This is a genomic window from Pseudoalteromonas sp. T1lg48 (assembly GCF_002964785.1).
GTDB lineage: Bacteria > Pseudomonadota > Gammaproteobacteria > Enterobacterales > Alteromonadaceae > Pseudoalteromonas.
On the sequence record NZ_PQCC01000002.1, the window covers coordinates 141,605 to 155,947 of the forward strand.

Genomic DNA, 14,343 nt, shown 5'->3' on the forward strand with positions numbered 1-14,343 from the left:
GTTGCCGTACAACACACTGGGAGTACCGATTATTACTCTAATTAGGAGTCACAATGGAATTTAGCGTAAAGAGTGGAAGTCCAGAAAAACAGCGCAGCGCCTGTATCGTGGTAGGTGTTTATGAACCACGTCGATTATCACCCATTGGTGAGCAGCTGGACCAGATCAGCGAAGGCTATATTTCGAATCTTTTGCGTCGCGGCGACCTTGAAGGCAAGCCGGGACAAACCCTGTTACTACACCATGTACCTAATGTGCTAAGCGAACGCGTTCTTCTGGTTGGCTGTGGTAAAGAACGCGAACTAGATGACAAACAATATAAACAAATCATCTCCAAAACCATCAATACCCTAAACGAAACCGGGGCGATGGAAGCCGTTTGTTTCTTAACCGAACAGCATGTTAAAGGCCGCGACACCTATTGGAAGGTTCGCCAGGCGGTAGAAACAACCCAGGATTGCCTGTACACCTTCAACGAATTGAAAAGCAAAAAGAGCGACCCACGTCGACCGCTGCGTAAAATCGTCTTTAACGTCCCAACCCGTCGCGAGTTGACCATAGGTGAAAGCGCCATCGAGCACGGTTTAGCCATAGCTTCAGGCGCCAAGCTGTGTAAAGACGTGGCCAACATGCCGCCAAATATCTGTAACCCGCGTTATCTGGGCGAGCAGGCAAAGTCTCTTGAAACGGAGTTCGACAAGGTCACTGTGAACCTGGTTGGCGAGAAAGAGATGGAAGAGCTGGGCATGCACTCATACCTGGCCGTTGGTCGCGGCAGCGCCAATGAGTCGGTGATGTCGGTGATTCACTACAATGGCGGCGTTGAAGATGCGGCGCCTATCGTGCTTGTGGGTAAAGGCCTGACCTTCGACTCGGGCGGTATTTCAATTAAACCAGGCGAAGGCATGGATGAAATGAAGTACGACATGGGCGGTGCTGCCGGTGTTATCGGTACCATGCGCTCAATTGCCGAGATGAATCTGCCCATTAACGTCATTGGCGTCTTAGCCGGCTGTGAAAACATGCCGGGCAGCAACGCCTATCGCCCGGGTGATATTCTTACCACCATGTCGGGACAAACCGTTGAGGTACTTAATACCGACGCCGAAGGCCGTTTAGTACTGTGTGATGCCCTGACCTATGTTGAAGCCTTTGAGCCAGACACAGTGATTGACGTGGCCACCCTGACCGGCGCCTGTATCATCGCCCTGGGTGCCCATGCTACCGGCATGCTGTCAAACCACAACCCGCTGGCCCATGACCTGCTTAAAGCTGGTGAGCAAAGTGGCGACCGCGCCTGGCAATTGCCATTGTGGGATGACTACCACGAACAGCTGGAAAGCCCGTTTGCCGACTTCACCAACCTGGGTGGTCGCGCAGCAGGTACCATCACCGCAGCCTGCTTCTTGTCTAAATTCACCAAGAAGTACAACTGGGCGCACCTGGACATTGCCGGTACGGCATGGCGCAGTGGCGGCAAGAACAAGGGCGCAACCGGTCGTCCGGTGCCTATGCTGACCCAGTATTTAATTAATCGCGCTGGTGTTTCGGAAAGCCCGCAAGATTAATCTTTCGAATTAATCAGCCTTAGCATGTTTAAGCCCCTTTTATAGGGGCTTATTCATTGATGCAAACAGCCGATTGTGTCAAAATTGGCGGATTAACGAGCCGCGTAGAGGACGCAATGTACGCGTTATTTTACCTGCTAGAGCATGCCGATGAGCCGGGCCATGAAGTGCCGGCTCATTTTGATCTTGGCGCCCGCCTTGCGGCGGAGCAATACCGCCAGGGCAAAAGGGTGTTTATTTTTGTTGATAATCGTGACGATGCGCACCTTATCGACCAGCATTTATGGGCGTTTGACGCCGATAGTTTTGTGCCCCACAACCTTCAAGGCGAAGGCTCTCGTGGCGGCGCCGCTGTAGAAATCGGACAAACACCGCCGGTTGCCAAGCGCACCGTGCTAATTAATTTAGCCTCCACGGTGCCCGATTTTATACGCCGCTTCGACACCATTTTGGATTTTGTGCCCGCCGATGAGCGACGCAAACAAATGGCACGAGCAAAATACAAGCAGCTTCGCGATATTGGCGCGCAGCTAAGCACACAAAAAGTTTAGATAGAATTTAGTTAAAGGTTCTGGGCAATGGATAAAACCTACAATCCGCAAGATATTGAACAATCCCTCTATCAAGAGTGGGAAGAAAACGGCTACTTCAAACCAAGTGGCGAAGGCGACGCGTACTCGATTATGATCCCGCCGCCAAACGTCACCGGTAGCCTGCACATGGGTCACGCGTTCCAGGACACCATTATGGATACCTTGATCCGCTTTAAGCGCATGCAAGGAAACAACACCCTATGGCAGGTGGGTACCGACCACGCCGGTATCGCCACGCAGATGGTTGTTGAGCGCAAGCTGGCCGCCGAAGAAGGTAAAAACCGCCACGATCTGGGCCGCGATGCCTTTATCGATAAGATTTGGGAATGGAAAGAACAATCCGGCGGCACCATCACCAAACAGCTTCGTCGCCTTGGCGCCTCGGTTGACTGGGACCGTGAACGCTTCACCATGGACGATGGTCTGTCTGAAGCGGTGAAAGAAGTTTTCGTACGCCTGCACAAGGAAGATTTAATCTATCGCGGTAAGCGCCTGGTAAACTGGGATCCAAAGCTGCACACGGCTATCTCTGACCTGGAAGTAGAGAACAAAGACAAGCAAGGCCACATGTGGAACCTGCGCTACCCACTTGCTGATGGCGTAACAACCAAAGACGGTAAAGACTACATAGTCGTAGCAACAACACGTCCAGAAACCATGCTGGGCGATACCGGTGTAGCGGTCAACCCGGATGACGAGCGTTACCAGGACCTTATCGGTAAAGAAATTCTGCTTCCTATCGTAAATCGTCGCATTCCTATCGTCGCCGACGAGCATGCCGATATGGAAAAAGGCACGGGTTGTGTGAAAATCACCCCGGCACACGACTTTAACGATAACGAAGTAGGTAAACGCCACCAGTTGCCAATGATCAACGTATTCAACAAGGATGCGGCGATTCTAAGCGAAGGTGAAACCTTTACCTTCGACGGTAAGCCTCTTGAGCTGGATGCACCAATTCCTGAGCGCTTCCACGGCCTAGACCGCTTTTGCGCCCGTAAGCTGGTTGTTGAAGAGTTTGAGCAAGCTGGTTTACTGGAGAAAATCGACGACCACAGCCTAACCGTTCCTTACGGCGACCGCTCTGGTGTTGTTATTGAGCCGCTGCTTACCGACCAATGGTACGTGCGTGTAGCGCCACTTGCAGAACCTGCAATCAAAGCGGTTGAAGATGGCGATATCCAGTTCGTACCTAAGCAGTACGAAAACATGTACTTCGCCTGGATGCGCGATATCCAGGACTGGTGTATCTCGCGTCAGCTTTGGTGGGGTCACCGTATCCCGGCATGGTACGACAACGACGGCAATGTCTACGTTGGCCGCGATGAAGCCGAAGTGCGCCGCGACAACAATTTGAGCGATGATGTAGCCCTAAGCCAGGACGAAGACGTACTGGATACCTGGTTCTCATCGGCCCTGTGGACCTTCTCTACCCTGGGCTGGCCAAACAAGGTTGAAGACTTAAAAGTATTCCACCCGTCGAACGTCTTGGTAACCGGTTTTGACATCATCTTCTTCTGGGTTGCCCGTATGATCATGATGACCTTGCACTTCATCAAAGATGAAGATGGCAAGCCACAGGTACCATTTAAAACCGTTTATGTAACTGGCCTTATCCGTGATGAAAACGGCGACAAGATGTCCAAGTCTAAGGGTAACGTACTTGACCCACTGGACATGATCGACGGTATCGACCTGGAAAGCCTGGTAACCAAGCGTACCGGCAACATGATGCAGCCGCAGCTGGCACAGAAGATCGAAAAGAACACCCGTAAGACATTCGCCGACGGCATTGAGCCGCACGGTACGGATGCACTGCGCTTTACCCTGGCAGCCATGGCCTCAACCGGCCGTGATATCAACTGGGACATGAACCGTCTTGAGGGTTACCGTAACTTCTGTAACAAGCTATGGAACGCAAGCCGTTACGTGCTGATGAACACCGAAGAGCAAGATTGTGGCTTCAACGATGCAGAGCGTGAATACTCGCTGGCGGATCGTTGGATCCAAGGTCAGTTCCAGCAAACAGTGAAGACCTTCACCGAGCACCTGGATAACTACCGTTTTGACCTTGCTGCCAACACCATTTATGAGTTCACCTGGAACCAGTTCTGTGACTGGTACCTGGAGCTAACCAAGCCGGTATTGTTCAAGGGCAACGAAGTACAACAACGTGGTACGCGTCATACGCTGATCACCGTACTTGAAGGCCTACTGCGCCTGATGCACCCATTGATGCCTTACATCACTGAAACCATCTGGAAGCGTGTCGCACCCATTGCCGGTATCGAAGCAAACACCATCATGCTGCAAGCCTTCCCGCAGTTCGATGAGAGCAAGGTAGATGCAACGGCCATGGCCGACCTGGAGTGGGTAAAGCAATTCATCGTCGCTATTCGTAACATCCGCGGTGAGATGGACATCAGCCCAAGCAAGCCGCTGAATGTTCTACTTGCTCATGCAGGTGATGAAGATATTCGTCGTCTTGAGCAAAACCGTAATTTCTTAAGCTCGCTGGCGAAGCTTGAAGAAGTAACCGTACTTGCAAACGCCGACGAAGCGCCGGCCTGTGCCACCGCCTACGTTGGCCAGTTGGAGATCATGATCCCCATGGCAGGTCTAATCGACGTTGAAGCCGAGCTGGCCCGTATCGCTAAGCAGCTTGAAAAGGCGCAAAAAGGCTTAGAACAGGTTGAGAAAAAGCTAGCTAATGAGAAATTCGTAAGCAACGCGCCGGAAGCGGTACTGGAAAAAGAAAAGTCTAAACTTGCTGAATTCAGTGATGCGAAAGCGAAACTACTTGAGCAAAAAGCAAAAATCGAAAGCCTGTAAATTAGTCTTTTGAACGAACTTAAAAACGCGAGCCCAGGCTCGCGTTTTTTGTGCCCGAAGAAAAGGTCACTACACTAAATGTTTAAAAAACAACCTTCTGCTTTTTCGTTTTGCCATTTTAGACCTAAGATTATATTTACGATCAAAGTGCCTTGGTTGATATAGCAGAGCAAGTATGGCGACAACAAAAGAAACTGCGAACACATTGAGCCTGACCTCAGAGTCTTTAACTACAGCATTGAACAATTATTTTGTTGTTGCCCAGGACGCTTTAACCAGCATGGGTTTTGTCGTCCAGCTGGCTATCATACTGACCATCTATCTCTGCTCATTTCTCATCGCAGCTAAGCTTCGTAGAAAGGTCACCCCCGTAAAAGAGCCCTCGGCGAGCGGTGCCCATGCCCTGGAATTTGTTGTCAACAAGCTGCTGGCCGTGGTCTACCCCATGCTGGCCATCTCATTTCTGACGCTCTCTTTGCTTCTGGGGGAGCAATATGAGATTGATACCTGGTTAATCAATGCGGTGTTAATTATCGCCGTGTTGCTGTTTTTAAACACGGTTGTTCGTGCCGTGGTAGACGGCGAACACATTGCCGCCTTTATGCGCTGGGTGGTGTTACCCTTGGTGTTCCTGCACCTCGTAGGGATACTCCCACACATTATCGCCGTGCTGGAAACCATCGCGGTCACCATTGGCAACGTTGAAGTTTCTTTTTATGGTATCGGCCGCGTCTTAGTGTTCGGCGTGATCCTGTTTTGGCTGGGCAAAGCCTTTAGAATGACGGGTAAGAAGCTAATACGTAATCAAAAAAAGCTGGATGTCACCACCAAGGAAGTCTTTACCAAGGTGTTTGAGGTCGCCCTCTTCTGTGTCGGCTTTCTTTTGCTCCTCAACATCATGGGTATCAACCTTACGGCACTTGCGGTATTTGGTGGCGCTCTAGGTGTGGGCCTGGGGTTGGGCCTGCAAACGATTGCCTCAAATTTCATTTCCGGCATTATTATCCTGGTGGATCGCTCATTAACCATAGGCGACTTTATAGAGCTAGAAGACGGCAGCAAGGGGTTTGTTCGGGAGTTTCGCATGCGTTATACGGTGTTGGAAACCTATGACGGCAAAGACATACTCGTCCCCAATGAAAAGTTTATCAATTCCCTGATGACCAACTGGACCCACAAGGATCCCAAGCAGCGCTACCGCATTGATTTTAGCGTCGCCTATAAAACCGATATCCGCGCCATGTGCGAGATCATAAAAGAAGCCGTTGCCGAGCACCCTCAGGTTATCAGCGGCGAGGATATTCCCTTTGAAGAGCGCCCCGATTGTGAAATCGACTCATTCGGCGATTTTGGTGTGAATATGTTCGTCGAGTTTTGGATGTTCGGCATTGATGATGGCAAAAACCGTGTCGGTGGTGACCTGTTGCTAATCGTATTTGAAACGCTGCGAGCGCATAATATTGAGATCCCATTCCCACAAAGAGAGGTGCGCATACTCGACGATGCACCACCTTCTATGACCAATACCACGCCCAAGTAGCCACATTGACTCAAAGCCCAAAACGCAAAAACGCGAGCCTGAGCTCGCGTTTTTTTATTCTCTCTAAAGCCTAGCGGCCTAAGATGGAGACAATTTCTCGGGTATTTTTAATTAAGCGGATAATGCGGTTATCCACTTCAATGGAAATAATACCATCGCGACCATGGGTGTCGATTACACGACCACGGCGGTAGATATCATAATCAAGGATGTCACCCTGGTGATATTTTTTGTGCCAACCCGGAGGCAATGAGCCACCGTTATCAACTTTCTTTTGCAGACCAGGTGGTAGACTGCCTTTGCCCTTACCCTTGTCTTTGTGATCTTTGGCCTGGGCCATTCCCGTCACTAGGCTAAGGCCGATTACGGCAACACATAAATAGCTTTTCATACCAATATCCCTTGTTAAGTCTTTCATTTAGCCTAACAATTTATAATGAACAGACCATGAAGCGTCAACACCTCTCTCGCAACACGCACAAAAAAGCCAAGCAGATGCTTGGCTTTTTCTTATCATAGTTTCTACAAGGCTTAGAAGCTGTAGTTGTACTGAGCACCGAATAGGTAGGCATTACCTTCGGATTCAAAGCCCCATTGCTGACCAAGCTCATCGCTCTCAACAAAGCTCTGTTTTTTACCACGGATAATGCTGGCGCCCAGGTCCACACTTGAGGCTTCATCCAGCTGCCACTCGGCGCCGAATGAGAACCAGAAGCGATCGGTGTCCGGGATAGAAATTGACAGGTGCTGTTGTGATACCGGCGACTCGTCAAAGGCTAAACCGGCGCGCAATTTAATATCGCTGTTAAGCTGATAATCACCACCGATGGCAACACGAATTGAGTCAGAGAAGTCTTCCTGCTTTTCAAATACCGGCTGCTCAACGCCTGGTACAAAGGCTTCCAGCTTGTCGAAGCTGCTCCAGCCGGTCCATACCACGCTGTAGTGCAGGCCGTATTCCTTGTTCAACTGGTGTGAGCCCGAGAACTCGGCGATCGCAGGCAGAGTTAGCTCTAGTGAACCTGGCAGCTCACGGCCCTCAAGACCACCAAAGGCGGCAGGAAGCGAGTTGCGGTATTCACCATCGAAGGTCAGGTCGGTTTCGCTGCGGTAGTGGAAACCTAAACGGTTATAGTCATCCAGGCTATAAGCCACACCCAGGTTCCAGCCAAAACCCGTGTCATCACCCTCAAGGTGCGCTGCTTCAAGGCTGGTAGGGGCACCAAGGGGGTTAGCACCCAAGGTACGCTTTACCTTGGCATCGGCATAAATATGGTTCACGCCCAGGGCCAGGGTCCAGGCCTCGTCAAGCTGATAAGCCACCGACACATTGGTGTTGATGGTCACAATTTCGGTTTCACCAGCGATCTGACCGGCGACATAGTCACCAGCAAACTCGGTAGACAGGCCAAAGTTTGAGAATACGCCAAAGCCCAGGCTTACCTGCTCATTCAGCGGCATAGTAAAGTAACCGGCCGGGATCACCGCGCTTGGCGCAATGCTGCTGTCATCAAGCAACTCGGCGTCAAGGCCATTGTTGGTGCTCTCACCCTCAAGGCTTACATCCGGTTTTACGTACATGGCGGCGATGCTTAGCTGCGCTTTGTCAAACTGCGACATAAGCGCTGGGTTGCGGGCAACCACAGAAGCGTCATCTGCAACCGCCGCTTCACCGGCGTAGGCACGGCCCAGGCCTGAGACATTCTGCTCTGCCAACTGGAAGGCAGCGGCAAAAGATTCGGTTGATAATAGCGCCAAGGATGCCGCTAAAAGGGTCTTTTTAAATTGCATACTTCATTCTCATTGTTATCTGTTTAACTGGCATACACTACATGATCCAATGATAAAAATCTGTTAATTTTGGTTAACAACGCGTGATTTAGAGGCAAAGTTTCGCATTTTTATATCAAAGTTAACACTGGTATGTCCACAACCACTCAATTGATAATAAATCTCATTTGCATTGACTAAATAAACTCAGTGGTTACACTATTGCCATTATCAATCTGCAGAGCCGGTTATGTTTTACATACTTGCACTTCTCATCGGGGCATTGAGCTTGTGTGCCTTTGGCGTCCTTGCCTTGATACGCGCTTGCTACTGCGCCTGCGCACGCCAGGGGCAATGTGATAACCCCGTTGGCAAATACTGGCTGCTGGGCATAGTCAGCCAGCTGGCAAGTTTAGGAGGCTGTGCCTTGGCGCTGCATAGTCACCTTGGCTCTCTGGCCTGGTTTTTAATGATTACCGGTTGCTTAGGAGGCACCTATCTAATGAATCCGCTGAAGCTTCGGCTGCAAGCACGACTGAGAGTGAGCTCAATTGCAAGGAAGCGCGTTAAAGAGACGGCAAGAGGCAACCGACCTAGTTATAGACCAGGGGTTAAGGCAGTAAATGCTCCTTAAGCAACCGAGCCGGGTTAAGATCAAAGTCGCTACCGCAGGTGGACGCAGTAATTTTAATATCATCCTTGGTGCGGCTCAGGTCGATATCTTTTGGAGTAATATGATGGCGATGTAGAGTGTTGTAAAACACCCGCACCTTAGGGCGAATGGGATTGTCGCTGTTGCCCTGCACCACGATGGCCAAACGCTCATTAGTCAACTGCACCAGGGTGCCGATTGGATGAATGCCCACGCATTTAATAAAGCGCTGCACCAGGGCCTGATCAAACAAATCTTGCTGTGCCATTAAATAGCGTAAGGCACCAAGGGGCTCCTGCGCCTGTTTGTAGGGCTTATCGGCAATCATTGCCGCATAGACATCGACAATGGCCAGAATACGCGCTTCGCGGGATAGTTTGTCGGCACCGAGACCGCGCGGGTAACCACTGCCATCAAGGCGCTCGTGATGATTGACTATCATCTCCAACATCATACCTGTGATATGCTTTTGCCCTTTGAGCATGCCTAATCCCAGAGCCACATGCTTGCGCACCGCCTTGAGCTCGAGCTCGCTTAAATGGCCCGCCTTTGAAAATATGCCCTGTGGCACCTTGGCCAAACCAATATCGTGCAATAAGGCAGCCAGCGCCATTTGCCTGACCTTATTCATCTCATAGCCGAGATACCGGGCAAAAATCGCGGTGAGAATGGCGCAATTGAGCATATGTCGCCAGGTATAGCTTTGCTGGTCGCGCAATAAAGTTAACGCCGCCATGGCATCGGGGTTACGAAACACCGAATCGACGATGGCATCGGCAATATCGCAAAGCAGCTCCAAATTTACCAGCATACCGGCGCTCAGGTCATGAAACATGGCACGCAGCTTACCCTGGCTTTGTTCATAGCAGGTGCTGGCGATTAAAAACTCCTGTTCCAACGAGGCCTGAGTAGACCCACATACGCTTACCTTGGCTGGCATGTGTTCGCTAGACTTGGTTGGTGTTTTCGGGAGTATCGGATGGTGCGGTGGTAGGCTGCAAATGACGGGGAATGGCCACCTCGCTTTGGGCAAAGTCGACGGTCAATTCCTCCACTCCTTCTTTGTGCAGGCGCGCAATAATAGCGGGGTCGCGGACCATGCCACGGGTTTTGATTTTAATTGCCGCCCCGGCGACCTGCCTATTGACGCGATCGACAAACATGCCGGGCTTTAACTCGCTAATAGGTAAGGAGATCAACATAAAACAGGGCTAGCAATTGAAGGACTGAAAGGACGTTACCACCAACTAATACTTAAAGTCTAGAATTGGTGGTAAAAACCATCTTTTAGTCTTGGAAGTAAGTACCCCAGCCATCGTATTCAACCTGGTTTTGCTCGGCAATGGCCACCAGCTTGTCTACGTCTTCCATAATGGCATCGGCGTTGAGTTCACACTCTACCACCACATCGAAACCCCAGATGGTACCGCCGTCTTCCAGTTCCAGCTCGGCCGGCTCTTCAACATCGTAACCCAGTTTAAAAGCTGCCAACGCGGCATTTTCCAGCGCGGTAAAGTCTTCGCATACAAAGTGGTGCTCTACTTCGTACAGGAGCTCGGGATTAGAGCCGTCTTCCAGTAAAGACTCAACAATTTCTTCGCTTATTTCGCGCCAGTTTTCCATTTAGCTTCTCTCATTTAATTGCGTCAGCGTTTCATTCATCACCTCATGGAAGTGATCGGCATATTGGCGAACACTCATGGATGAATCTAACAGCTGTGGGGCTAACATTTTGATGTAGATAGTACCATTATCCCAGCGGTTTAACTTAATACATTTATGCGTATCGCTCATCACCACGGGGATCACCGGAATATTGGCGTTTGCGGCGGTATGAAAGGCGCCGGTTTTGAAAGGCAGCAGGCCACGGCCATAGCTGCGCGTCCCTTCCGGGAACATCCACAGCGACAAACCGCCTTGTTTCAGCTTTTCCGTGGTCTTAGTAATGGTGGCCATGGCTTTTTTACGGTTGCCACGGTCAATAAGGATATTACCCGAAAGCCAGTACAGCTGACCAAAGAAAGGGATCCACTTTAGGCTCTTCTTACCCAAGCTCACGGTGTTGCGCTGCAGGGCTCCTGGCAAGAAAAAGATATCATAGTTATTTTGATGGTTGGCAATATACACCGCCGGCTCGCCACTGATGATGGACTCATCTTTTTCGATCACGAGTTTAACACCGAATACGCGCGACGTCGCCGCATACCAGCTACCGATCACCCGTACATTATCGCCATGAAACGGACGCACAAGGCACAACAAAAAACCTGCAATGAAACTACAAGGAATAAATACCGCAATCACCAACAAGCGTAACAATGCCAGCACAATTAACTCCAACTTTCGAGATTGGCCGGCATTATACATAGGCTGATTTATTTTAGCGAACACTTGTACGCCGCTTTTTATTATCTCTGCGCAGCCAAAATACCTAGGGCCATTATTAGGGTCTGTTTATCTTTGCGGTTTACTTTATGTTCAATCTAAACGCATTCTGATGAATATCATCACTGATTTATGTGGTTTAATTCATCCGTGAAGCTTGGTTACATCGCGCATCCATGCGCTCACCTCGCTAAGCTGCGAAGCATTGCTTCGGTCTTGCTCGCCTATGTTCATAGCGAGCAACACAGAGCAGGATGCGTTTAGATGAACCCGCAGGGCAGCGCTTGTAGCGCATTTCTACTGTGTTGTTACATGTTCATGTAGAATAACTACACCACACATGTGCCGCCTTGTATAAATCCGCTACAAACGGCTGCAGAAACAAACAACAAAGGTCAACAGACCCTACTTTAGCGCCTTTGTAAACATAGCACAGGCTTGTCCTGTGCGCTGCACCAAGGCTGCTTGTTAGGTTGCGGTTTTTATTGGTTAATATCCCACCTTTAGCACCTCCATTGGCTACACTTGAGTCATTAGCTAACGTCACTTCATCTATGTCGGCTGTTGGATGTAGTCCTGATTTTGATACTAAAAGGAACCCCCAATGACTAAGTGTCCCGTAATGCACGGCGGTCTGACCCATAACGCCGAGGCCAACACCGACTGGTGGCCAAATACCCTCAACCTCGACATCCTCCACCAGCATGATGGCAAGTCCACCCCCTATGACCGGGACTTCGACTATGGCGCGGAATTTTTAAAGCTCGATCTCGAGGCGGTGAAACAAGACCTTAAGGCCCTGATGACCCACAGCCAACCCTGGTGGCCGGCGGATTGGGGCCATTATGGTGGCTTGATGATCCGCATGGCCTGGCACGCCGCCGGATCCTACCGTATTGCCGATGGTCGCGGTGGCGCCGGCACCGGCAATCAGCGCTTTGCTCCCCTTAATTCCTGGCCCGATAACGCCAACCTCGACAAGGCTCGGCGCCTGCTGTGGCCGATCAAGAAAAAATACGGCAATCGTTTATCCTGGGCCGACTTGATCATCCTTGCCGGTAATATGGCCTATGAGTCCATGGGCTTAAAGACCTTTGGGTTTGCCGGCGGTCGCGAGGATATTTGGCACCCGGAAAAAGACGTCTATTGGGGCGCAGAAAAAGAATGGCTGGCGCCCAGCGATGAACGCTATGACGACGTCAACCAGCCGAGCACCATGGAAAATCCCTTAGCGGCGGTACAAATGGGGCTTATCTATGTCAATCCCGAAGGCGTCAACGGCCAGCCGGATCCGCTGAAAACCGCGGCACAAGTGCGCGAAACCTTCGCTCGCATGGCCATGAATGACGAAGAAACCGCGGCGCTTACCGTGGGTGGCCATACAGTGGGCAAGGCACACGGCAACGGCGATGAAACACTGCTGGGCCCAGAGCCCGAGGCCGCCGATATCAGCGAGCAAGGCCTGGGCTGGATTAACCATACCCAGCGCGGTATCGGCAGCGACACCCTTACTTCGGGCTTAGAAGGTGCCTGGACCAGTCACCCCACTCGTTGGGACAATGGTTACTGTTATTTACTATTGAACTATGAGTGGGAATCGAAAAAAAGCCCGGCCGGCGCCTGGCAGTGGGAGCCCATCAATATTAAGGAAGAAGACAAGCCCGTCGACGCCGAAGATCCCAGCATTCGCCATAACCCGATCATGACAGACGCCGATATGGCGATGAAGATGGACCCCAGCTACCGTGCCATTATCGAGCGCTTCGCCAAGGATTTTGACTACTTTAGCGATGTATTTGCCCGCGCCTGGTTCAAGCTGACACACAGGGATCTCGGTCCCAAGGCCCGCTACTTAGGCGCCGATGTGCCCAATGAGGATCTGATTTGGCAAGATCCTATCCCTGCGGTGAATTATATCCTTAGCAACCATGAAATAGACGAGCTTAAGGTCAAGCTGCTAGATTGCGGCGTCAGCCACAACGATTTGATCAGTACCGCCTGGGATAGCGCCCGCACCTATCGCGGCTCGGATCACCGCGGCGGCGCCAACGGCGCCCGTATTCGCTTGGCGCCACAAAAGAATTGGCCGGGCAACGAGCCGGCACGCCTTGCTCGCGTCCTTGATGCGCTGGAAAAATTACAGGCAGAGCTAAGTAAACCAGTTAGCCTGGCCGATTTAATCGTGCTTGGCGGCTGTGCCGCGGTTGAGCAAGCGGCCCATGCCGCCGGCGTCGCCACCAATGTGCCCTTCTCACCGGGACGCGGCGATGCCAGTATCGAAATGACGGATGCGGAGTCATTTGCGCCGTTGGAGCCCATCGCCGATGGCTTTCGCAATTGGCTAAAACAAGACTATGCGGTGCCCGCCGAAGAGCTGCTACTCGACCGCGCTCAACTTATGGGTCTCACGGCGCCAGAAATGACTGCGCTGGTCGGCGGTATGCGCGTGCTCGGCACCAATTATGGCGGCAGTGAACATGGCGTGTTTACCAGCAGCGTGGGCGTACTGAGCAATGACTTCTTCGTGCACCTCACCGATATGGCCTATCGTTGGCAACCGCGCAGCGACGGCCTTTACGATCTGGTTGACCGCGAAACCGACGTAGCCAAATGGACGGCAACCCGGGTCGATTTAATCTTCGGCTCCAACTCGGTACTGCGCGCCTACGCGGAGTTTTACGCCCAGGATGATAACAAGCATCGCTTTGTGCACGACTTTATCAGGGCCTGGTGCAAGGTAATGGATGCCGACCGCTTCGATTTGTAAGGTGTTTGCTTAGACATAAAAAAGAGGGCTGCTGCCCTCTTTTTTATTCTTCGGTTGTGTCTGCCAGTTCAGGCTCAGGTGTACTGCCTGCAAGTTCAATCTCGCAGCCATCCACTCTTTGCTGGCCGCGTCGGCCTCGCTCACTATCTGTGCCAACCGCAATTGCGATATTCGGTTCATTCGCTGACTCTTACTCTGATAAGGTACGATAAACGCGCGTAATTGAGATTATCACT

At 51.2% G+C, this 14,343-nt stretch carries 12 protein-coding genes; 5 read left to right on the forward strand and 7 right to left on the reverse strand.

Annotation, left to right across the window (positions count from 1 at the left end; all coding sequences use genetic code 11):
- The first annotated feature begins 53 nt into the window (after positions 1-53).
- The 4 genes from pepA to C2M29_RS02445 all read left to right on the forward strand — a co-directional run bounded on the left by pepA (position 54) and on the right by C2M29_RS02445 (position 6,533).
- Positions 54-1,568, forward strand: a complete 1,515-nt coding sequence (gene pepA, locus C2M29_RS02430; protein WP_105188221.1) for a leucyl aminopeptidase — start codon at positions 54-56, stop codon at positions 1,566-1,568.
- A gap of 116 nt (positions 1,569-1,684) precedes the next feature.
- Positions 1,685-2,119 carry a DNA polymerase III subunit chi gene (locus tag C2M29_RS02435; protein ID WP_105188614.1) on the forward strand — a complete coding sequence of 145 codons (435 nt, stop codon included), beginning with the start codon at positions 1,685-1,687 and terminating at the stop codon, positions 2,117-2,119.
- Between the two features lie 27 nt (positions 2,120-2,146).
- Complete coding sequence (locus C2M29_RS02440) at positions 2,147-4,993, forward strand: valine--tRNA ligase (protein WP_105188222.1); 2,847 nt, start codon at positions 2,147-2,149, stop codon at positions 4,991-4,993.
- 211 nt (positions 4,994-5,204) lie between these two features.
- Positions 5,205-6,533: a mechanosensitive ion channel family protein gene (locus C2M29_RS02445; RefSeq protein ID WP_442792533.1), complete on the forward strand. Its 1,329-nt coding sequence runs from the start codon at positions 5,205-5,207 to the stop codon at positions 6,531-6,533.
- Positions 6,534-6,603: 70 nt separating this feature from the next.
- Here C2M29_RS02445 and C2M29_RS02450 read toward each other — a convergent pair whose 3' ends face one another.
- From C2M29_RS02450 to C2M29_RS02470, 6 genes are all read right to left on the reverse strand, one after another.
- The gene (locus tag C2M29_RS02450) at positions 6,604-6,924 is read right to left on the reverse strand and encodes a hypothetical protein (protein ID WP_105188223.1); all 321 of its coding nucleotides are present in this window, start codon (positions 6,922-6,924) and stop codon (positions 6,604-6,606) included.
- Between the two features lie 140 nt (positions 6,925-7,064).
- Positions 7,065-8,324: an outer membrane protein transport protein gene (locus C2M29_RS02455; protein WP_105188224.1), complete on the reverse strand. Its 1,260-nt coding sequence runs from the start codon at positions 8,322-8,324 to the stop codon at positions 7,065-7,067.
- 590 nt (positions 8,325-8,914) lie between these two features.
- The gene (locus tag C2M29_RS02460) at positions 8,915-9,895 is read right to left on the reverse strand and encodes an HD-GYP domain-containing protein (protein WP_233998335.1); all 981 of its coding nucleotides are present in this window, start codon (positions 9,893-9,895) and stop codon (positions 8,915-8,917) included.
- Between the two features lie 7 nt (positions 9,896-9,902).
- Positions 9,903-10,157 (reverse strand): DUF3391 domain-containing protein, encoded by a 255-nt coding sequence (locus C2M29_RS16670; RefSeq protein WP_233998336.1) that lies wholly within the window; start codon positions 10,155-10,157, stop codon positions 9,903-9,905.
- 85 nt (positions 10,158-10,242) lie between these two features.
- Positions 10,243-10,578, reverse strand: coding sequence for a ribonuclease E inhibitor RraB (gene rraB / locus C2M29_RS02465; protein WP_105188225.1), 336 nt, complete (start codon positions 10,576-10,578; stop codon positions 10,243-10,245).
- The gene (locus C2M29_RS02470) at positions 10,579-11,283 is read right to left on the reverse strand and encodes a 1-acylglycerol-3-phosphate O-acyltransferase (protein WP_105188616.1); all 705 of its coding nucleotides are present in this window, start codon (positions 11,281-11,283) and stop codon (positions 10,579-10,581) included.
- A 661-nt stretch (positions 11,284-11,944) separates the two neighbouring features.
- Between C2M29_RS02470 and katG the strand changes: the two genes are divergently transcribed.
- Positions 11,945-14,107, forward strand: coding sequence for a catalase/peroxidase HPI (katG, locus tag C2M29_RS02475; RefSeq protein ID WP_105188226.1), 2,163 nt, complete (start codon positions 11,945-11,947; stop codon positions 14,105-14,107).
- Between the two features lie 9 nt (positions 14,108-14,116).
- Here katG and C2M29_RS16545 read toward each other — a convergent pair whose 3' ends face one another.
- Entirely contained in the window at positions 14,117-14,287 is a 171-nt protein-coding gene (locus C2M29_RS16545) for a hypothetical protein (RefSeq protein ID WP_158684629.1), read from the reverse strand.
- Positions 14,288-14,343: the final 56 nt, after the last annotated feature.

Excerpts from the sequence above, each read along its gene's own strand:
- pepA (WP_105188221.1), top strand. The coding sequence starts at position 54 with ATGGAATTTAGCGTAAAGAGTGGAAGTCCAGAAAAACAGCGCAGCGCC.
- C2M29_RS02435 (WP_105188614.1), top strand. The coding sequence starts at position 1,685 with ATGTACGCGTTATTTTACCTGCTAGAGCATGCCGATGAGCCGGGCCAT.
- C2M29_RS02440 (WP_105188222.1), top strand. The coding sequence starts at position 2,147 with ATGGATAAAACCTACAATCCGCAAGATATTGAACAATCCCTCTATCAA.
- C2M29_RS02450 (WP_105188223.1), bottom strand. The coding sequence starts at position 6,924 with ATGAAAAGCTATTTATGTGTTGCCGTAATCGGCCTTAGCCTAGTGACG.
- C2M29_RS02455 (WP_105188224.1), bottom strand. The coding sequence starts at position 8,324 with ATGCAATTTAAAAAGACCCTTTTAGCGGCATCCTTGGCGCTATTATCA.
- C2M29_RS02460 (WP_233998335.1), bottom strand. The coding sequence starts at position 9,895 with ATGCCAGCCAAGGTAAGCGTATGTGGGTCTACTCAGGCCTCGTTGGAA.
- C2M29_RS16670 (WP_233998336.1), bottom strand. The coding sequence starts at position 10,157 with ATGTTGATCTCCTTACCTATTAGCGAGTTAAAGCCCGGCATGTTTGTC.
- rraB (WP_105188225.1), bottom strand. The coding sequence starts at position 10,578 with ATGGAAAACTGGCGCGAAATAAGCGAAGAAATTGTTGAGTCTTTACTG.
- katG (WP_105188226.1), top strand. The coding sequence starts at position 11,945 with ATGACTAAGTGTCCCGTAATGCACGGCGGTCTGACCCATAACGCCGAG.
- C2M29_RS16545 (WP_158684629.1), bottom strand. The coding sequence starts at position 14,287 with ATGAACCGAATATCGCAATTGCGGTTGGCACAGATAGTGAGCGAGGCC.